Below are 19,223 nucleotides of genomic sequence, written 5' to 3' on the forward strand. Positions count from 1 at the left end.
GCATTACCCATGCGGGCGCCTTTTTTATTTGCGCGCCAGCAGGGTGGCGCGGCGTGGGGCTGGCAGGCCTTCGACGGTCTTGCTGTGGTCGTTCGGGTCGAGGAAGTCGCTCAGCGACTGGTAGCGCATCCACTCGGTGCTGCGCTGTTCCTCGACGCTGGTCACGCTTACGTCGACGCAGCGCACATCGCTGAAGCCGGCACGGCGCAACCAGCGGGCCAGCGCCGGTACCGACGGCAGGTACCAGACATTGCGCATCTGTGCGTAGCGGTCCTCAGGCACCAGCACCTGGTTTTCGTCGCCCTCGATAACCAGCGTTTCCAGCACCAGCTCGCCACCTTTGACCAGGCAGTCCTTGAGCGCCAGCAGGTGCTCGATGGGCGAGCGGCGGTGATAGAACACGCCCATGGAAAACACGGTGTCGAAACCTTCCAGGTTGGCGGGCAGGTCTTCCAGGGCGAATGGCAGGTGCCAGGCCGGCAACTCCGGCAGGTACTGCTGCACGGCCTGGAACTGGCAGAAGAACAGCCAGTTGGGGTCGACCCCGATCACCATGTCCGCGCCGGCACCGAGCATGCGCCACTGGTAGTAGCCATTGCCACAGCCCACGTCGAGTACGCGCTTGCCCTTGAGGTCCAGGTGCGGGCCAACCCGCGACCACTTCCAGTCCGAACGCCATTCGGTGTCAACGTGCACGCCAAACAGGTCGAACGGCCCTTTGCGCCAAGGCGACAGGCCCATCAATGCCTGGCGCATCTGCGCGCGGGTGGCGTCGTCGCACTCGCAATCCAGACGTAACCCGTTGACCAGGTCGATTTCACTGGGTTGCAGGGCGGGCAGGGCTTCCAGCGCCCCGCGCCAGCGGTCGAGGTCACCGTGGCCCTTTTCCAGCTTGGCGTCCAGTTGCGCTTGCAGGCCTTGTGACCAGGAAGCCAGGGGCGTGCCCACCAGGCGGCGGACGAGGGGAGACAGATCGATCATGGCAGGGCTATCAACGAGGCGAAGTTAAGGCATTGGAACCAAGGCACCACTTTCGAGAAGCCGGCTGCGCGCAGGCGTTCCTGGTGGGCTTCGAGTGTATCGGGCTTCATCACGTTCTCGATGGCGCTGCGCTTCTGGGCGATCTCCAGTTCGCTGTAGCCATTGGCCCGTTTGAAATCCAGGTGCAGTTCATTGAGCAGGTCCTGCTCTTGCTCATCGGCAAAGCGCAGCTTCTCCGAGAGAATCAGCGCGCCGCCGGGCAGCAGCGCCTGGCGGATTCGCCCGAGCAGTTCAAGGCGCTGGTCAGGGGCGATGAACTGCAGGGTGAAGTTCATCGCCACTACCGAGGCGGGCTCGAAGGGCAGGGCAAGGATATCGGCCTCCAGCACGTGCACCGGCAGCAACTCCTGGAACATCGAATCTTGTGCAGTGAGGTACTGGCGGCAGCGCTCGACCATGGCGGCGGAGTTATCCACCGCGATTACCCTGCAGCCGTCGCTGCGTACATGGCGACGCAGCGACTGGGTAACGGCACCCAGCGATGCGCCCAGGTCGTACAGCGCGGTGCCTGGCTGGGCGAACCGAGCGGCCAGCACGCCGAGGTTTTCGACAATGGTTGGGTAACCGGGCACCGAGCGCTTGATCATGTCCGGGAACACACGCACGACGTCCTCGTTGAAGACGAAGTCGGGCACCTGCTCCAGGGGTTGGGAGAAAAGGCGGTCGGGTTGTTTGCTCACGGTGAATCCAGGTGGCTGGTGATAGGCAGGGGGCGCATTCTAGCCAAACCGCAGCCTGGATGCATGGTTGGCTGACCAGCGCTTTGCGTTCAATTGACCCGAATGGCGCAATCGAAGGTCTGCACGGGGCGCACTTCCGGGGCCCAGGGTTGCTGGTAGATCAATACCAGGTTCCCTTCGCCAGTCGCGCGGGCCTGGAAGCGCCAGGTCGACATGCCCGAGCTGCCGACGATGCCGGTGTCTTCAGGCGCGCTGTAAACCTCGGGGCCAAGACTTTGCAACACGTTGGGCGCCGGATTCTGTACCAGCCAGCGGTAGCCGGTGGTGGGGTTGCTGGGCAGGGTTAGCGTCAGGATCTGACCGACCTGCAGGCGCTTGGGGCATTCGCTTTCGGCGTCCAGGTCAACGGGCTGCGAGGATTGTTGCGCGCAGGCAGAAAGCAGGGCGAAGCTCAGGGGAACGAGCAGACGAGGAGAGGTCATGGTGGCTCCGAAGGCTGGCGATGGCCTGAGGATAACCGATGATCGAGGAAATTTGTGTTGCCTGTGCCGGCCCCTTCGCGGGCAAGCCCGCTCCTGCAAGGGTTCCCTGTAGGAACGGGCTTGCCCGCGAAGAGGCCGGTTCAGGCTAGAACAGCACTTTCGCCACGTCGGCAAAGCGCTTGGCGAAGTGCACTGTCAGCCCTTCGCGCAGGTACTCCGGCAGTTCTTCGAAGTCGCCGCGGTTAGGCTCCGGCAGGATCAGTTCGAAAATCTTCTGCCGCCGCGCAGCAATCACTTTCTCGCGCACGCCGCCAATCGGCAGTACCTGGCCGGTGAGGGTGAGCTCGCCCGTCATGGCGACACCTTTTTTGGCAGGCTGGTCGCGGGCCAGTGAAAGCAAAGCGCTGGCCATTGTGATGCCGGCACTCGGGCCGTCCTTGGGCGTGGCGCCTTCGGGTACGTGCAAGTGGATGAACGCTTCGTTGAAGAAACCTGTATCCCCGCCAAATTGTTTGAGGTTGGAGCTGATGTAGCTATAGGCAATTTCGGCAGACTCCTTCATCACGTCACCCAGCTTGCCGGTCAGCTTGAAGCCTCGGTTGTGGGTGTGGATGCGGGTCGCCTCGATCGGCAGCGTGGCACCGCCCATGCTGGTCCAGGCCAGGCCGGTGATCACGCCTTTGCCAGCCAGTACCTGTTCGCTGCGGAACACCGGCATGCCGAGCGCGGTTTCCAGGTCCTTGGCGCCGATCTTCAGCTTGGCTTCGGGGTTCTCCAGCAGCTTGACCACAGCTTTGCGCACCAGTTTGCCCAGTTGCTTCTCCAACTGGCGCACGCCGGCTTCGCGGGCATAGCCGTCGATCACCAGGCGCAGGGCGCTGTCGCTGATGCTGAGGCTGGTCTTGGAAACGCCGGCCTTTTCCAGTTGCTTGGGCCACAGGTGGCGCTTGGCGATGGTCAGTTTCTCTTCGGTGATATAGCCGGACAGGCGGATCACTTCCATGCGGTCGAGCAACGGCCCGGGTATTGAATCAAGGGTGTTGGCAGTGCACACGAACAACACCTTGGACAAGTCCAGGCGCAGGTCGAGGTAGTGGTCGAGGAAGTCGACGTTCTGCTCGGGGTCGAGGGTTTCCAGCAACGCTGATGCCGGGTCACCTTGGTAGCTCTGGCCCATCTTGTCGATTTCGTCGAGCATGATCACCGGGTTCATCACTTCGACGTCTTTCAGGGCCTGCACCAGCTTGCCGGGCTGGGCGCCGATGTAGGTGCGGCGGTGGCCCTTGATCTCGGCTTCATCACGCATGCCGCCGACGCTGAAGCGGTAGAACGGCCGGCCGAGCGATTCGGCGATGGACTTGCCGATGCTGGTCTTGCCCACCCCGGGCGGGCCCACCAACAGCACGATCGAACCGCTGATTTCGCCTTTCCAGGCGCCCACGGCGAGGAACTCGAGGATGCGCTCCTTGATGTCGTCGAGGCCGGAATGGTACTGGTCGAGGACTTTGCGCGCATGCTTGAGGTCGAGCTTGTCTTTGCCGTACACGCCCCACGGCAGGGCGGTGGCCCATTCCAGATAGTTGCGGGTGACGGCGTATTCGGGCGAGCCGGTTTCCAGGATGGCCAGTTTGCCCATCTCTTCATCGATGCGCTTGCGTGCCTGGGGCGGCAGGGTCTTGCCTTCCAGGCGCTGTTCGAACTGTTCGAGGTCGGCGCTGCGGTCGTCCTTGGTCAGCCCCAGCTCCTGCTGGATGACCTTGAGTTGTTCCTTCAGGAAGAATTCGCGCTGGTGCTCGCCGATCTGCCGGTTGACCTCGGCCGAGATCTCGTTCTGCAAGCGCGCGACTTCCACCTCTTTGCGCAGCATTGGCAGTACCTTTTCCATGCGTTTGAGCATGGGCACGCAATCGAGCACTTCCTGCAACTGGTTGCCGGTGGCCGAGGTGAGCGCGGCGGCGAAGTCGGTGAGCGGTGAAGGGTCGTTGGGGCTGAAGCGGTTGAGGTAGTTCTTCAGCTCTTCGCTGTACAGCGGGTTGAGCGGCAGCAGCTCTTTGATCGCGTTGATCAGTGCCATCCCGTAGGCTTTGACCTCGTCGGTCGGCTCGGCGGGCTGGCGCGGGTATTCGACTTCGACCAGGTAGGGCGGGCGGTGGTGCTTGAGCCAGTTGCGGATGCGCACCCGGGACAGGCCCTGGGCGACGAACTGCAATTTGCCGTTTTCGCGGCTGGCATGGTGCACCTTGACCAGCGTGCCGTACTGCGGCAGTGCCGAGGTGTCGAAGTGGCGGTGGTCTTCTGGCGGGGTGTCCATGAAGAACAGCGCCAGGCAGTGGTCCGGTGACTTGGCCACCAGGTCGAGCGTTTCGGCCCAGGGTTCTTCATTGACGATGACCGGCAGTACCTGGGCCGGGAAGAACGGGCGGTTGTGGATCGGGATGACGTAGACCTTGTCCGGCAGCTGCTGGCCGGGCAGGGCGAGGGCGTGGCCGGCTTCGGCCTGGAGGGTGTGTTCGACTTCGCTGTGCTCGTCAGGGTGTTCGGGGAAATCCTGCTGGTCGCTCATGGGGCACCTGCGTGAATGACTATGGTGCTTAGATGGGGCGGGGAGGGATGGGTTTCAATGGTTCGGGCGCAGCCTTGTGTCGCGATTGGGCTGCGCAGCAGCCCCAGAATCCATCCAGCATTCTAGATCGTTGGGGCAGCTGCGCGACCCAATCGCGACACAAGGCCGCTCCCACAGGGTTGAGCCTGCGGGAGCGGTGTAGCTTACTCAGCTAATTTGTAAGCGATGATGTAATCGCCCATCTTGGTGCCCAGCGAGCCATGGCCGCCGGCAGTCACCAGCACGTACTGCTTGCCGTCCTTGCCGGTGTAGCTCATCGGCGTGGCCTGGCCACCCGCTGGCAGGCGCGCTTTCCACAACTCCTTGCCGTTGTTCACGTCATAGGCGCGCAGGTACTGGTCGAGCGTGCCGCTGAGGAAGCCGACGCCACCGGCGGTGACGATCGAGCCACCCATGCTCGGCACGCCAATCGGCAGGCCGATCGGTAGCGGGGTGCTGTCGCGGGTGGTGCCGTTCTTGTGTTTCCATACCACCTTGTTGGTGAACAGGTCGATGGCGGCGACGTAGCCCCAGGCGGGTGCCTGGCACGGTACACCAAGCGGCGACATGAACGGATGCATGGTCACTGCATACGGTGCGCCGGTGTTCGGCTGCACGCCGCTGGTCTCGCTTTCGCGCTTGCTGCCTTCGGCAACCTGCTCACGCGGGATCATTTTCGACACGAACGCCATGTAGTTGGGCGAAGTGAACAGCAACTGGCGCACCGGGTCGACTGACACGCTGCCCCAGTTGAATACACCGACGTTGCCGGGGTAGACCAACGAACCTTGCTCGGATGGCGGGGTGTACTGGCCTTCGTAGCGCAGCTCGCGGAACTGAATGCGGCACAGCATCTGGTCGAAAGGCGTGGCGCCCCACATGGCCTGTTCGGTCAGCTCTGGGCCGAGCAGGTTGAGGTCGGAGCGGGCCTGGGTTGGCGAGGTGTGGTCGCCTTCCACTGCGCCTTGTGGGGTGGGGATCTCGCGGATCGGCACGATTGGCGTACCGTCGCGGCGGTCGAGCACGTACAGGCTGCCTTGCTTGGTCGGTACGATGATCGCCGGTTTCACACCATCGTCGGTTTTCAGGTGTACCAGGGTCGGCTGGCTGCCGACGTCCATGTCCCACAGGTCGTGATGGGTGAACTGGTAGTTCCAGCGTGCCTTGCCGGTGGCCAGGTCAAGTGCGACCACGCCGGCGCTGTACTTCTCGGCGCCCGGGGTGCGGTCGGCGCCCCACTGGTCCGGGGTCTGGTTGCCCAGCGGCAGGTAGATCATGCCAAGGTCTTCGTCGACGCTGGCGATCGACCACATGTTGGCCGAGTTGCGGCTATACATTTTGCCGGCAGCCAATGGCTTGGTGTCGTCCGGGTTGTTGCTGTCCCAGTTCCACACCAGGTGGCCGTCGTGCACGTCGTAGGCGCGGATCACCCCGGACGGCTCATTGGTCGACTCGTTGTCGGTGACGTGGCCACCGATGATCACCAGGTCACGGGTAATCGCAGCAGGTGAGGTGGAGTAATAGCCGCCGGCAGTGAACGGGCCGATGCCGGTGGTGAGGTCGATCACGCCCTGGTTGGCGAAGCCTTCGCAGACCTTGCCGTTGTCGGCGTTGATGGCGATCAGGCGGGCATCTGCGGTAGGCAGGTAGAGGCGACGTGGGCACGCTTGGGCCACGGCCTGGCCTGCGTCGGTAATTTTCGGCGCCGGGCTGCCGTCGCGGCTGACGTAGCGGTTTTCGTCATAGTACGAGACGCCACGGCACGTCATGTGGGCAAAGCCCTTGAAGGTGCCGGTCGGGCTCTTGACCTGCGGGTCGTAGCGCCAGATTTCCGCGCCAGTGTCCGGGTCCAGCGCCAGCAGGCGGCTGTGCGCGGTGCAGGCGTAGAGCATGCCGTTGACCTTCAGCGGGGTGTTCTGGTTAGTCAGCTCCACCGGGTCGTTTTCGGTGGGCAGATCACCGGTGCGAATGCGCCAGGCTTCTTCCAGACGGTAGGCGTTCTGCGGGGTGATCTGGCGCAGCGGCGAGTAGCGGTCGCCATGCTCGGTACGGCCGTAGGCCTGCCATTCGCCATCGGGCATGGCCGGAGCGGCGCTGGCCATTTCGCTGCTGTCGCGGCCCAGTTCGCCGAACACTTCACCGGGATGGGTGAACTGGCTGGCCAGCGCGCAAGCGCCCGAAGCGACCACCGCCACGCTGAGCAGTGCAGTATTGGCTTTGCTGGCTGGGCCGATCAGCGGGCGACGTGCCCACGGCAGTAGCAACACCACGCCGATGGCGAACCAGATAGCCAGCCGTGGCACCAGTTGCCACCAGTCCAGGCCTACTTCGAGCAGGGCCCACACGGTGCTGCCCAGCAGCACCAGGCCATACAGGCCCAGGGCGATCCGGCGTTGGGCCAGCAGCAGGATGCCCGACAGGGCAAAGCCGATACCGGCGATCAGGTAGTAAAGTGATCCGCCCAGCTGGCTCAGCTTGATACCGCCGGCCAGCAGGGCCAGGCCCATCAGCAACAGCAGCGCGCCAACCAGGCGCGGTAGCCAGCGGCTTCCTTGGTTCGCACCTTCAGTGCTCATCGTAGGTTCTCCGTCAGGTCAAAAAAGGGGTTAGAAACTGCTCTGGATCTTCAGGCCGCCGATCAGGGCGCCATCGACCTGCGACACCCCGCCCGGGTGGCGGATGTATTGCAGGTTGGGGCGTACCGTGAGCCAGTCGGCCAAATGGATGCCGTAGTACAGCTCGGCGCTGTACTCGGTGTCCTGCACTGGCAGGAAGCCTGGGTTGTCGTAGTCGTAGAGGCCGGCGGCCTGGTTGACCAGGCGGGCGTTCTTGCGATAGGCAGGGTTGACGTGCACGCGGGCCAGGGCGAAACCGATGTCGTCCTTGGCGCGGGCATTGAAGGGCCCTTTGTATACCAGTCCTGCCTGCACATAGTTGTCGATGGCATTGGTCTTCTTGTCATGCATCGTGGCGTTGGCGAACACGCTCAAGCCGCGCGACTGGTCGGACGCCAGCGAGGTGACCTGCTGCTGGGCGCCGATCCACAAGCCGTGCTTGCTCGAGCTGCTGCGGTAGGCGGCGCCGCTGATGGCGGCCGGCTGACCGTTGCTGTCCTTGAGAACATCTTGTGCCTTGGCATTACTGTAGTAGTAGCCGGCACGATATTCCCCTTTCAAACCTTGGATACGTGGGGTCCATACCAGTTCGAACGGCATTACCGCACCCTGGGTGCCGCTGCCGCTGAGCTTGAAACCATTGCCAGATTCGAGGTTGGAAGGGTTCTGCTCGAAGACGCCGACCTGTGCGTACAGCTCAGGGGAAAGGTTGTAGCGCACGCGCAGGGCCCACTGGCTGACTGGCCAGTTGTACCAGATGCCACCCACCCAGTTGCCCACCTGCGAGCCGCAGAAGGCCAGGTTCTGGAAGTCGCAAGGGAAGCTGTTGAAGTCTTCGCCTTCACCGAAGCGGCCGAATTTCACATCCAGCGCACCATCGAAGTACTTCTGCTTGATCCACATCTGCGTCAGCCGCCAGGTTTCGCCTCGGCCCCAGACTTCCTGGGCGGAGGTGAAGCCGCCGACACGCGGGTCGTTGATGCGGTCGTTGCTGATGTTGTCGCCGTGGCGCTCGGTGATGGTCAGCTGGAGTTCGGTGTCGTGCCAGCCGAGGATCTTGTCCAGGTCCAGGTGGCTGCCAAAGGTGAACTGGTCGCTGTAGCGCGCGGTGCGGTCGTGGTCGTAGCCGCCGTGCAGGTTGCTGCCCATCTCGCCGGTATAGCCAAGGGTGAAGTCGTAGCCTTTTTCCAGCAGTTCGCTGCGGGTTCCACCCCAGTCGCCGAGCATCCACGGAGAGTCGCTGGCGAACATTTCGCTGGCGCTGGCGGGGGTTGCCAAGGCACTGAGGGCGAGGCCGATGTAACAGGTTTTAGGCAGTTGGAGCATGAGATAGCGCTATCTTTTGATTATTGAAAAAACGGCAAGCGCATCGAAGGGCGGGCCCCTCAATGGATATGGCGACAAGATTGTTCGATGAAGCGTTTCAGCTTGCGGCGGGGAGGATATAGGGGAAGCTACAAGAAAAAAAGACAAATTGTCGCAGATGACTGTTGTTGAACGGGCAACAGTCGTCATTAATCGAGGCAGGTGTAGGAGCGGGTTCACCCGCGAATGCGCCGGTTGCCCTGCCATCGTATTCGCGGGTGAACCCGTTCCTACACCGATCTTCGTCGCTTGTGGTTCAGAAGGTAGTACGCAACCCGACTTCCACGCTACGCCCCGGCGCCGGTGCGATATCGCGCAGGATCGAACTGGCGTAGCGCACGGTCTGGTCGGTCAGGTTTTCGCCGCGCACAAACGCCAACCACTGGCTTTGACCAATGTCGAAGCGGTAGCCAACGCTGGCCCCCAGCGTGGTGTAGCCATCGGTGCTGGTTTCGTTGGCGGGTTTGCGGTGCTGCGATGCGGCATGTTGCACATCTACTCGCGCCTGCCAGCGGTCCAGCTCCCAGACCAGGCCGCTGTTCAGGCGTAGCGGGGCGATACGGGGCAGGGGCTCGCCACTGTCGAGGTTCTTGGCCCGGGTATAGTCACCGGACAGCTCCAGCGCGAAGCTGCCGTAACGATTCTCGGCCAGCTGCCAGCGGTCCTGGGCCTCGATGCCGTAGAAGCGCGCCCGCACGCCTTGGTACTGGTATTCCGGGAAGCCTTCATGGTCGTGATCGTGGTCATCCTCGTCATGGTCGTGATCATGCCCGCCCTCACGCAGGTTGCCGGTGCCGATCAGGCCGATGTAGTTGCGAAAGTGGCTGTAGAACACCCCGACACTGCCCTTGTGGGTGCCGTTGTCGAAGCGCAGCGCCAGGTCGGCGGAAATGGCCTTTTCCTTGTTCAGGCTGGCATCACCCACTTCAAAGGCGCCGGTGGCCACGTGGGCGCCGTTGGCATACAACTCGTAGAAGGTCGGGGCGCGCTCGGTGTAGCCGAGGTTGGCCGCCAGCGACCAGGCCGGGTCGAGTTGGTACACCGCGCCTGAAGACAGGCTAAAGGCGTTGAAGCTGCTGGCGCTGTCGGCGTCAACGAAGTTCTCGTTGCCTTTGGCGTCCGGGTCTACGCGGGTATGCTCCATGCGCGCGCCCAGGTTGAGGTTCAGGCGCTCGTTGGCTTGCCACTGCTCGAGCATGAACAGTGCCACGCTGTCGGTATCGGTATGCGGGACGAAGGCTTCCTCGCCGAGGGCCGAAAACTCGTTACGGCTGACCTGGGCCCCAATGACCCCTTCCACTGGTCCGAGCGGTTGGTGGCGGGCTTCGATACGCGCTTCGTAGCCTTTGTTCTTGAAGGTGGTATGGACCTCGCCTTCTTCGATTTCTTTGTGCTCGTAGTCGGTGTAGCCGGCATCTACCTTGACCGAGCTGAATGGGCCGTCCAGATCGCGCAGTTCGGAGGCGAAGGCGTAGTGATCCTGTTTCATGTCCAGGCGCACGCCGGACTCGGCCACCGAGCCATAGTTGCTGTCGTAGCCGCTGTACGACAGGCCGGCGTAGCCGTGGTCCCAGTGGTAGGCACCACCGATTGCGCCGCCGTCCTGGCGACCGTCGCTGTTTTCCAGGCGGTGTTTGCTGCCGGGCTCGTCGGCATCGCGCACCTTGGCGCTGCGGGCGTAGCCAGGGATGCGCAGATCGTTGAACTGGCGGCTGTTGGCGTCCAGGTGCAGGGCGAAGGCACCGTTACCGGCCTCCAGCTTGCCAGCGCTGCTGCGAGTGGTGTCGGCACCGCCGTAACGCAGTTCACCGGCACCGTGAATGCCCTCGATCGGAGCATCCGGAATGCGGTTGTCGAAGGTGTTGACCACCCCGCCAATGGCGTTGCCGCCGTAAAGCAGGGCGGCTGGGCCACGGACGATTTCGACGCGATCGACCGTCACCGGGTCCAGGGGCACGGCGTGGTCATAGGACAGCGACGAGGCATCCAGGGCGCCGACGCCGTTGCGCAGAATGCGGATGCGGTCGCCGTCCAGTCCGCGAATGACCGGTCGGCTCGCGCCAGGGCCAAACCAGGTAGAAGCGACACCGGGCTGCTTGTTCAGGGTTTCACCCAGGCTGCCGTGCTGTTGTTGCAGCAGGTTTTCGCCTTCGAGCACGGTGCTGGGGGCGGCCAGTTGGCGGTTACCCAACGGGTTGGCGGTGATGACCTGTGGTTCGAGTTCTACGGCCTGGCTGGGGGATGCAGCCAGCCAGAGTGCGATGGCAAGGGGGGAGAGGCGAAGCGGTGTGTGCAGCATGGGGATGGGGCGTTCCTTGGCAGATGCTTTTTAGTGTTACAACATAACATAACTATTCCATCACAGAGGTTTTGCCGCTGACCAGCGATTTTTCTGTCGACTCGACGGATCCCGCCCACCACTACACTCGTGTAAGGTGCGCATCTTTCCTACGGAGCACAGCATGAGCACGGCCCAACACAACGCGCTGCACGGCAAGACCCTTGAACAGATCCTCACCGAGCTGGTGGCGCATTACCAATGGCCTGGCCTGGCCGAGCGTATCGATGTGCGCTGCTTCAAGAGCAACCCGACCATCAAGTCGAGCCTGACGTTCCTGCGCAAAACACCGTGGGCGCGGGAAAAGGTCGAGCAGTTGTACGTGAAGCTGCAGCGCCAGGCCTGACATGTCGCGTCGCCCTTGGCTGACCGGTATGGCTGTGCTGGGCTGGTTCGGCCTGGCCGTGCAGGTGAACCTGGTGCTGCTGGCGCGTTGGCAGGAACAGGCCAGCCTGATTGGCGGCCTGATCAATGTGTTCGGCTACTTCACCGTGCTTACCAATACCCTGGTGGCGACGGTGCTCAGCTATGCCGCGTTCGGTCGGGAAGGTCGTGGCAAACGCTTTTTCCTGTCGCCTTCAGTCAGCACTGCTGTGGCCGCCAGTATCGTACTGGTGGCGCTGGCCTACAGCGTGCTGCTGCGTCATTTGTGGCAACCACAGGGTTGGCAATGGCTGGCGGACGAGTTGCTGCACGACGTGATGCCGGTGCTGTATGCCTTGTACTGGTGGTGCGAAGTGCCCAAGGGCAGTTTGCGGCTATGGCATTTGCTGGTGTGGGCGGTGTACCCGGCGGTCTACTTTGGTTATGCGCTGTGGCGGGGGAGCGAGATTGGCGTGTATGCCTACCCGTTTATCGATGTGGCGAGCCTGGGGTATGGGCAGGTGATGCTCAATGCGCTCGGGGTGCTGGCGGGTTTCTGGGGGATAGGGCTGGTGTTGCTTGGGCTGGATCGGTGGCGGGGGCTGCACAGACTGGCTTGACCTGTACCGGCCTCTTCGCGGGCAAGCCCGCTCCCGCAGAGAAATCACAAGCCCAGGGGCTGTGGTATTCGCTGTGGAAGCGGGAGACACGCGGCCGGGGTGTCAGCAGCGGGGCACAAGATTTCTGACATCCCCAAATGGCCTGGGCCGCGATGGCGTCTTAGTGCTTCTTCCCTTGCATGCTCGAAACCCATTGCTCGCTGCGACTATGCCCACTGGTCCTCAACACGCCCAGGTCCAGCGCATTTTCGCCATCCGCCGCCATTTTGCTTTTGGCTATCTCGGCGATTGCCGTGCCCAGGTCCACCGGTGAGTTGGACGCATCCAGCGACAGGTCTCGGCGATAGTCATTACCGCTTAGCGTTTCCTGGGTGACCGAGTTGGCGTCGAGCCTCACGTCACCCTTGGCCGACTGCAAGCGTGCCCCCACCAGATGGGCGCTGCCACCGACCTGCAGGTCGATGCCGTCGCTGCTTTTAAGCGTGGTCTGACGCGCCACATTGTCGCGCTGTGCATGCGACACGTCGAGGCTGACGGTTGGCGAGAACCCTGGGTCTGCCTCGCTCAGGGCCGAACCGGCCGTTTTCTCGACCTTGCCTCCCAGCGGGCCAGCCACCGATTTGGCCGCGTTGACATAGCCCTGCGGGTTTTTCTCCTGGCTCAGCCTGACATCGCCCTTCACGCTCAGGGTGTCGACGCTGTCCTTGAGGCTGGCGATGCGCAGGTCACCGTCGATTGTGCCGCCAATATGCCCTGCATCCAGGGTGGCACTCTCGATGCGGGTATCGCCACGGCTTTGCAGGTCGATGCGCTCGGCGCGCAGGTCACTGGTATTCCAGGTGAGGTTGTCGCGTTTGTCGAGTTCAACCTTGAGCCGGCCATGCAAGCCGCGGGTGTCCAACGCGCCCTTGGCCATGTTGAAACCGGCGCCGGCCGAGATGTCGAGGTTGTCGCGTCGCTCCTGGCTGGAAGAGGCTTCAACCAGCATGCCGCCATTCGAGGCGTCGAGGGTTATCTGTTCGGCCGAGGCCTGCAGACCTTGCAGGTGCAGGGCGATGTCCTCGCGGGCGCTGCTGCTCAGGGTCAGTGTGCCGTTGCTGGCAAACTGGGCATCGACCGCCTGCCGTGCTTGTTCGTCTTGCTTGCCGTGGCTGAAGTGGCCGCCGATGGCTCCCCCCTTGGTCTGGCCAGCCTTGGCCGCCAGCTCCATGCCGCCACCCAGGTTGCTGCCCGCGGCTTGCTGGGTATTGCTGGCCGCCTTGACCTGCAACTGGCCGCCACTTTGCACCTGTATGTCGCCGGCCTTGGCCTCGCGGCTACCAATGCGCGTGCCTTCGAGCAACAGGTCGCCTGTGCTGGTCAGCTTTACCTCGCCCTTGGCGTCGATTTGTGCCACTTGTGCCTTGCCCTGCGTGCTCAGCTTCTGGCCATGGTCCAGATAACCCCGGCCATCGACACCGGTGCTGCCCGGGCGGTTGCCGACTTTGGCCCAGGCATTGCCATCGAGCTGGCGTGACTGCTGTTCGGCCTGGTCGGTCGCCTGGGGTAAGGCCAGCGACCCGGCACTGTGCATGACCACGCTGCCTTCACCGCCATCGATGTGGGCCCCTTCGTAGCGGCCATCGCTGCCCAGCTGTACCTGGATACCCTGTTGCCCGTAAAGGCTACCGGGCACAGCGCTGCTGGCAATATCCTTTTTATCCAGCGAACCCCCTTTGCCGGCGGCGCGAACATTCAGGTCCTCGCCGGTGCTGGTGTCCAGGCGCGCGTCGCCACCATAGGCCAGACGTTGAACGGTGGTTTCCTGGGTATTTTCGGCGGCGTTCATCTGGTGTTGCTGCGCCTCAATCTTCAGCGAGCCGGCATTGGCCCGCCAGGCTGTGCCCTGGTCGGCCAGTGTCTCAGCCTTGACCTCGACCTTTGCTGCGGAGAACTCGCTTACCTGAGCGATTCCACGGCGCTGGTTTTCCAGGCGCTTGAGGTGTTCGACCGTCATGTCGGCACCCACGCTGGGCGGCGCCATGGCGTCTTCGGGCGAGGCTTGCTGGAAGCGCGGGGCTTCCTCACCCAGCACCAGGCGCTCGATAGGGCGGGTCAGGTCGCGGTATTCGATGCTGGCGCCCAGGCTACCCGACCAGTCGTCACGGGTTTGTTCATGTTCATGGGTATCCTGCGCCGCACGGTTGTCGATGCGTTCGGCGGTCACCTGCAGGGTGTTGCCGGCCTCGACGTGCGCGGCCTCGGTGAGCAGTGCATCACTGCGCAATTTCAGATCGCCGCTGGCCTGCAACTCGCTGCGCTGCACCTTGCTTTCGCGTTCGGCTTGCACCTCGCGATTGTGATGGCCTTCGAACAAACTGCCCAGACGGTCGATGCCACCGGTTACCGTCAGCCCGCCACCGCTTTCGGTGGTGCTGGTGGCTGTGTCACGGTCGTTGCGGGTCGCCCCCAGTGTCACTTCCCGCGCCTGCACATCGAGGTCGCCGGCAGTGGCCTGGACCTTGCTGCCGTTGACCTGCAGGTGCGCGCCGCTGCTCATGCCCACCGAGGCGCCTTTGAGCTCACTGGCAACCTGGGTGGTCGCGCGCTGCTTGCCGGTGGTGGTAACGACCTCATAGGCCACGCCAGCCGCGTACTGGCGGGACTCGGGCTTGCCATCCTCGGCTTCCTGGGTCTGTCTGGCGCTGGCCGTGAAACCGCGTTGTTGGTCGCGGGTTTCGCGTTCATCGACCGATTGCGCACTGCCAATCAGCAGGTCGCCTTTGGCCTCGACTTGCAGGTGCTTGCCAGCTTCGACCTTGGCGCCCTGGATGCGCATCTCTTCGGCGCTGGCCAGGCGCAGGTTGCTGGTCGAGCTGACGTCGCTGACCAGTACCTGCTGTTTGCGGTCCGTGCTTTCGTGCGTGCTGCCGATCAGGCCGAACAGCTTACTGTCGCTGGTGCGCTGGGTGGAGGTCGTGCTGCCATGGTCTGCCTCGATGGCCAGCGAGCCGTTCTCGCTGTAGAGCACCGCGTCCTGTTTACCGAACACGGTGCTGCCTTTGATGGTGACCTGGTCGGCACTCACAGTGAGCTCGCCATCGCTGGTTATCGTGCTGCCCGCGACGACCTGGCCCGCGGTGTCGTTACCTTTGCGGTCACCAAAGAATGTGCCGGACACCAGGTCGCCTCGGTAGTCGCGTTGGGTGCCGTGTTCCTGCAGGGTGGTGGTGCCGATGTCTGCCTGTTTTGCCTGGATAGCCAGATCGCCGCGGCTGTGCAGGCTGCTGCCCTGCACGTTGAGGTTGTCGCTTGCCTTTATCGACATGTGCCCGGCGCTCAGGGTACTGCCCTTTGCGGTTTCCTTGAGCTGATCGCGATCGCTGTCACCGCGCCATAAATCCTTGCGATGACGCACCTGCTGTTCGGTGCGTTTACTATCGATGCCGGCGATGATGTCCAGGCCGGCACCGCTGTCGACCGTCAGCTCGTTACCGGCGTCCACCTTCGCTGCGGTCATGCGCATGTCGTCGCCGGACTGCAGCAGCACGCTGTCAGTGCCCAGCAATTGACTGCCCTGTTGCTGCTGGTGGGTGGTGGTGGTCTTGCTGTTGTAGGTTTCGCGGGTGACGAACCAGAACTTCTTGTTCCAGCTATCACTGTCGTGCTTGATGTGCTCGATTGTCTTGGCATCCAGTGTGAGCTTCTTGCCGGCCCTTGCTTCGATTCGCTGGGCCTGGCCGTCAACCGTTTCAAGCATCAGGTCATCGGCAGCGGTGAGTTTCAGTAGGCCACGCTCGCTGCGCAGCTCGGTCGGGCGGTCGCCAGTGCCGCTGACATGCAGGCCCCCGGCCGAGCTGATGTCGACCCCCTCGGTGCCCAGAATCTGCGAGGCCCCCACACGCACACCCGCGCCTTCGGCAGTACTTACCACACGGATACGCCCGGCGCGCATGGCGCCGAACAGGCTGGCGTCAATGCTCGAAGAGGGGCTGGGCAGGTGTTCGACCACCTCGCCGCTGCGGCTGTCGATACGGTTGCGACCGACGGTGATGTCGAGCGTTTCGCTGGCCATGAGCAGGCCTTTGCTGTCCACGCGCGGTGCGATCAGTTCGAGTGCGCCACCGGCATTGCTCTGGCCATGCTCAAGTACCTGCAGGGTCCCACTGGCAGTGAGCGTATCGAGGTACCTGAGCTGCTGCTCCTCGAATTGCGGGGTGCCCACCACGAAGCCCGCGCGGGTGGTGTTGATGAAACTGCCGCCGTTGAGGGTGATGCCATTGGGGTTGGCCAGGATGTAGTCGGCCGGGCGCCCGAAGATTTCCTGTGGCCCCTCGATCAGCGAGGCGTTGCGGCTGACCACTTCGTTAAGAATGGTCGAGGCGGCCTGGCCCTGAAACTGCGGGTTGGCCGCCAGGGCACCGGCCAGTTGCGATTGCCCGGCTGCGGTGGCGTTGTTCAGCACCAGGCCTGGGGTGCCAACGTTGTAGTCGATGAACTGGTTATGTGACAGCCCCCTGGCGTTGGGCGGCACGATGTCGATGACCGGTACCCCGTGGCCGTTGTGGATGACCGGGGTACCCCCGGGGCCGCTGGCTGCTTCCAGCCCGGTCTGAGCCAGTGCGGCGCTGGGCCCGAACACCGCGAAGAAGATTGCCCAGCGCAAGGTATCCGGGCGAACAGGCGGTAACTGCGAGAGTGTTTGCATTTTCTCGTTCTCTTTGTTGTGGGTGAATCAGATGCTCAGTGTCCAGTCCAGTACCCAGAAGCCGGGCTCCAGCCGCGGGCGGGGCAGGTCGCTGGTGTACAAGGCGCGTTGGTAGTCCAGGCGCAAGCGGCTGCCGGGCAGGCTCAGTTCCAACCCTGCTGCGGCCCCGGCCAGGCGCTGTGACGGTTTGCCTTCGGCGGTACGAACCCAGCCCTGGTCCAGGCCGATGTAGGGGCGTATCTCGAAGGGGTGGGCCCAGGTCAGTGGCAGCGCTTGGCTGAACGTATTGCGCCAGACGGCGCTGCTGGCACCGGAGTAAGTGTGCAGACGAAAGCCGCGGACAGCCGAATCGTCGCTGACCAGCAGTTGTTCGACGGCAGGCAACAGGTCGCGGCTGTACTGCAGGGCCAACTCGCTCTGCCAGCGCCAAGGGTTGGGTGCCGGGCCCTGACGCAGGTGCAGCAGGTTGGCGCGGTATTTGCGAAAGTCCGGGCGCAGGCGTTGAGCACCCAACGGCGAATGGTCGGCACCCAATGCGTCAATGCCTTGGGCAACGCCGAAGTAGCCGTTCCACAAGCCACTTTCGAGCCACAGCAGGTTGATGCCGGCCTCTACCGTGGTCAGCGTCGGGCTCTGCTGGACGATAACCGCGCCAGCGCTGCGGTTGACCAGTTGCTTGCGGTCCAGCCGGGCACTGGCGCTGAGCAGGCCTTGCTGGTTGCGCCACAACACCCGCTCGATACTCAGGCCCTGATAGCTGCTGCTGCCGTCGACAGCCTTGTCGCTGTAGGGGAGGGGGGCTTGATAACGTAGCTGGCTGGCGCTGAGGGCAAAGGTCCAGGCGCCATAGGGGATGCTGTAGTACAGCGACATGCCTTGGCTTTGGCCGGGCGTATCGAGCACCGTGCTGGTCAACGACAGGCGCAGCTCATCATTGAGGCCAAGCGGGCTGTCCAGGCCAATACCGAGGTTGAGGCGGTGGCGGCCGGTCAGCTCGCTGCCCCGGTTGTCGAAGCGGCTGTCCAGGTGCCAGCGTGAACCAACCTTGCCTGGCTGCACGACCACGCGGGTGCCGCCCTGCAGTTCGCCGGGCAGCAGGGTGGCGCCCAGCTCATAGGCGCGTAGGCGGTTGAGCTGGTCCAGGCCTTGCTCAAGGTCGGGCAGGTACAGTGGCTGCCCGAGCAGGCCAGGGAAGGCGCTGGAGAGGGACAACGGCAAGTCGGGGCCTGCCAGTTCGATGGTTTCGACAAAACCTTCGACAATGACGATGTCCAGCGGCATGCCCTCTTCTGGGGGCTGCCGCAGGTAGGGTCGGCTGGTTGGGTAGCCGGCTTGAACATAGCGTTGGGTGATGGCTTTGAGCAGCCGGTTGATGTCGGCGATGCCCATGCAGGCAGGTGTGAAAGCACGGAGCGTCGGCGCCAGTGCCGAGCTCGAAAGCCGGTGCATGCCAGCCACGCGCACGCCATCGACTGCCCAGCAGTGATCGCCGTGCGGGCGGCGGGAAGTGGTGTTGGTCGGTTCAGTCGGGGCGGGTATACGCTGCCAGCGTTCCAGCCGCTGCTGTTGCTCCAGCTGCCGCAGCCCCTGCTGTTGATCGCGCAGCTGCTGGCTGGCAGGGTCGTCGGCCAGCACCTGGGGGATGGACAGCAAGCCAGAAAGGCAACCGGCCGACAGCCAATGGGCGATGCGGTGAATCAGGCACGGCATTGAAGCACCCCGCAAATGATGTACGGTTTTCGTACTCGTCTGCGTGGATGCTAAAAATTAAGTCATTCGCCTGGATGCAGTACCCTGCCTAAGCACCTGTAAGGCAGGTTCTCGCAAAACGGTGGGAAGGTTCCTACAACCGTTGCCGGAAGGCCCTATATCAAGGCCGGATCTCGATCAGCGTTCCATCCCGTACCAGATCCCACACTTCCTGCATGTCGCGGTTGCGCATGGCGATGCAACCATCCGTCCAGTCCAGGGTATGGAAGTACCATTCCGGGTATTCATCGTTGATCGGCGTGCCGTGAATCATGATCATGCTGCCGGCATTCACCCCTGCCCGGGTCGCGCGGGCGGCATCGCTGATGTTCGGATAGTTGATGTGCATGGCCAGGTTGAAGCGGTCGCTCTGCTTGCGCCAGTCCAGCCAGTACAAGCCCTCTGGGGTTTTCTTGTCGCCTTCGCGTTCCTTGGCACCCTTGGGCTGCTTGCCCAGCGAGATGCGGTAGGTTTTCAGCGGCTCGCCACGGCTGATCAGCTGCAGCCGGCGCTCGGACTTGATCACCAGCACCTTGTCGATCAACGGTTGCATGGCTTGCTGCGAAGGCGATGGGGATTGCGCTGCCGGCACGGGCTTGCGGATGATGGTTTCGGTGAAGGCCGCCTGGGACACCGAGGTAACGCAAAGGCAGAAGAAGGCAAGCAACCAGCGCATGGAAC

12 protein-coding genes are annotated in these 19,223 nt (G+C 63.3%); 2 read left to right on the forward strand and 10 right to left on the reverse strand.

Translation table 11 applies throughout. The features are described 5' to 3' along the window. Positions 1-24: 24 nt before the first annotated feature. The 7 genes from cmoB to ACF8RA_RS10355 all read right to left on the reverse strand — a co-directional run bounded on the left by cmoB (position 25) and on the right by ACF8RA_RS10355 (position 11,084). Complete coding sequence (gene cmoB, locus ACF8RA_RS10325) at positions 25-981, reverse strand: tRNA 5-methoxyuridine(34)/uridine 5-oxyacetic acid(34) synthase CmoB (RefSeq protein WP_392460542.1); 957 nt, start codon at positions 979-981, stop codon at positions 25-27. Then, a complete protein-coding gene (gene cmoA, locus ACF8RA_RS10330; protein ID WP_021785730.1) occupies positions 978-1,721 on the reverse strand; it encodes a carboxy-S-adenosyl-L-methionine synthase CmoA in 744 nt (247 codons plus the stop codon). The genes cmoB and cmoA overlap by 4 nt, the downstream gene beginning before the upstream one ends. Positions 1,722-1,810: 89 nt before the next feature. Beyond that, complete coding sequence (locus ACF8RA_RS10335; protein WP_392488476.1) at positions 1,811-2,203, reverse strand: protease inhibitor I42 family protein; 393 nt, start codon at positions 2,201-2,203, stop codon at positions 1,811-1,813. Between the two features lie 145 nt (positions 2,204-2,348). After that, the gene (gene lon / locus ACF8RA_RS10340; RefSeq protein ID WP_176682692.1) at positions 2,349-4,766 is read right to left on the reverse strand and encodes an endopeptidase La; all 2,418 of its coding nucleotides are present in this window, start codon (positions 4,764-4,766) and stop codon (positions 2,349-2,351) included. A gap of 203 nt (positions 4,767-4,969) precedes the next feature. Further along, positions 4,970-7,381, reverse strand: a complete 2,412-nt coding sequence (locus tag ACF8RA_RS10345; protein WP_392488389.1) for a glucose/quinate/shikimate family membrane-bound PQQ-dependent dehydrogenase — start codon at positions 7,379-7,381, stop codon at positions 4,970-4,972. Positions 7,382-7,411: 30 nt separating this feature from the next. Then, on the reverse strand, positions 7,412-8,746 hold the full coding sequence (locus ACF8RA_RS10350) for a carbohydrate porin (protein WP_176682694.1): 1,335 nt from the start codon (positions 8,744-8,746) through the stop codon (positions 7,412-7,414). Positions 8,747-9,041: 295 nt separating this feature from the next. Next, complete coding sequence (locus ACF8RA_RS10355; RefSeq protein ID WP_392519146.1) at positions 9,042-11,084, reverse strand: TonB-dependent receptor; 2,043 nt, start codon at positions 11,082-11,084, stop codon at positions 9,042-9,044. A gap of 163 nt (positions 11,085-11,247) precedes the next feature. Here ACF8RA_RS10355 and ACF8RA_RS10360 point away from each other — a divergent pair, with 163 nt between their 5' ends. Together ACF8RA_RS10360 and ACF8RA_RS10365 are read left to right on the forward strand one after the other, a co-directional pair. Then, positions 11,248-11,469: a VF530 family DNA-binding protein gene (locus ACF8RA_RS10360; RefSeq protein ID WP_021785724.1), complete on the forward strand. Its 222-nt coding sequence runs from the start codon at positions 11,248-11,250 to the stop codon at positions 11,467-11,469. Position 11,470: 1 nt separating this feature from the next. Further along, complete coding sequence (locus tag ACF8RA_RS10365) at positions 11,471-12,106, forward strand: Pr6Pr family membrane protein (protein ID WP_021785723.1); 636 nt, start codon at positions 11,471-11,473, stop codon at positions 12,104-12,106. Positions 12,107-12,266: 160 nt separating this feature from the next. On the opposite strand, the gene ACF8RA_RS10370 is transcribed toward ACF8RA_RS10365, so the two are convergent. From ACF8RA_RS10370 to ACF8RA_RS10380, 3 genes are all read right to left on the reverse strand, one after another. Further along, entirely contained in the window at positions 12,267-16,793 is a 4,527-nt protein-coding gene (locus tag ACF8RA_RS10370) for a hemagglutinin repeat-containing protein (protein ID WP_392519147.1), read from the reverse strand. A 27-nt stretch (positions 16,794-16,820) separates the two neighbouring features. Beyond that, positions 16,821-18,503 (reverse strand): ShlB/FhaC/HecB family hemolysin secretion/activation protein, encoded by a 1,683-nt coding sequence (locus ACF8RA_RS10375; RefSeq protein ID WP_392519148.1) that lies wholly within the window; start codon positions 18,501-18,503, stop codon positions 16,821-16,823. 160 nt (positions 18,504-18,663) lie between these two features. Beyond that, the gene (locus ACF8RA_RS10380; RefSeq protein ID WP_176682698.1) at positions 18,664-19,218 is read right to left on the reverse strand and encodes a murein L,D-transpeptidase family protein; all 555 of its coding nucleotides are present in this window, start codon (positions 19,216-19,218) and stop codon (positions 18,664-18,666) included. Between the last annotated feature and the right edge of the window lie 5 nt (positions 19,219-19,223).

This window comes from Pseudomonas sp. FYR_5 (assembly GCF_043106315.1).
In the GTDB taxonomy this organism is placed as follows: domain Bacteria; phylum Pseudomonadota; class Gammaproteobacteria; order Pseudomonadales; family Pseudomonadaceae; genus Aquipseudomonas; species Aquipseudomonas putida_Y.

What these genes read in the sequence shown, in the direction of transcription:
- cmoB (WP_392460542.1), bottom strand. Translation starts at nt 981, where the DNA reads ATGATCGATCTGTCTCCCCTCGTCCGCCGCCTGGTGGGCACGCCCCTG.
- ACF8RA_RS10335 (WP_392488476.1), bottom strand. Translation starts at nt 2,203, where the DNA reads ATGACCTCTCCTCGTCTGCTCGTTCCCCTGAGCTTCGCCCTGCTTTCT.
- lon (WP_176682692.1), bottom strand. Translation starts at nt 4,766, where the DNA reads ATGAGCGACCAGCAGGATTTCCCCGAACACCCTGACGAGCACAGCGAA.
- ACF8RA_RS10345 (WP_392488389.1), bottom strand. Translation starts at nt 7,381, where the DNA reads ATGAGCACTGAAGGTGCGAACCAAGGAAGCCGCTGGCTACCGCGCCTG.
- ACF8RA_RS10350 (WP_176682694.1), bottom strand. Translation starts at nt 8,746, where the DNA reads ATGCTCCAACTGCCTAAAACCTGTTACATCGGCCTCGCCCTCAGTGCC.
- ACF8RA_RS10355 (WP_392519146.1), bottom strand. Translation starts at nt 11,084, where the DNA reads ATGCTGCACACACCGCTTCGCCTCTCCCCCCTTGCCATCGCACTCTGG.
- ACF8RA_RS10360 (WP_021785724.1), top strand. Translation starts at nt 11,248, where the DNA reads ATGAGCACGGCCCAACACAACGCGCTGCACGGCAAGACCCTTGAACAG.
- ACF8RA_RS10365 (WP_021785723.1), top strand. Translation starts at nt 11,471, where the DNA reads ATGTCGCGTCGCCCTTGGCTGACCGGTATGGCTGTGCTGGGCTGGTTC.
- ACF8RA_RS10370 (WP_392519147.1), bottom strand. Translation starts at nt 16,793, where the DNA reads ATGCAAACACTCTCGCAGTTACCGCCTGTTCGCCCGGATACCTTGCGC.
- ACF8RA_RS10375 (WP_392519148.1), bottom strand. Translation starts at nt 18,503, where the DNA reads ATGCCGTGCCTGATTCACCGCATCGCCCATTGGCTGTCGGCCGGTTGC.
- ACF8RA_RS10380 (WP_176682698.1), bottom strand. Translation starts at nt 19,218, where the DNA reads ATGCGCTGGTTGCTTGCCTTCTTCTGCCTTTGCGTTACCTCGGTGTCC.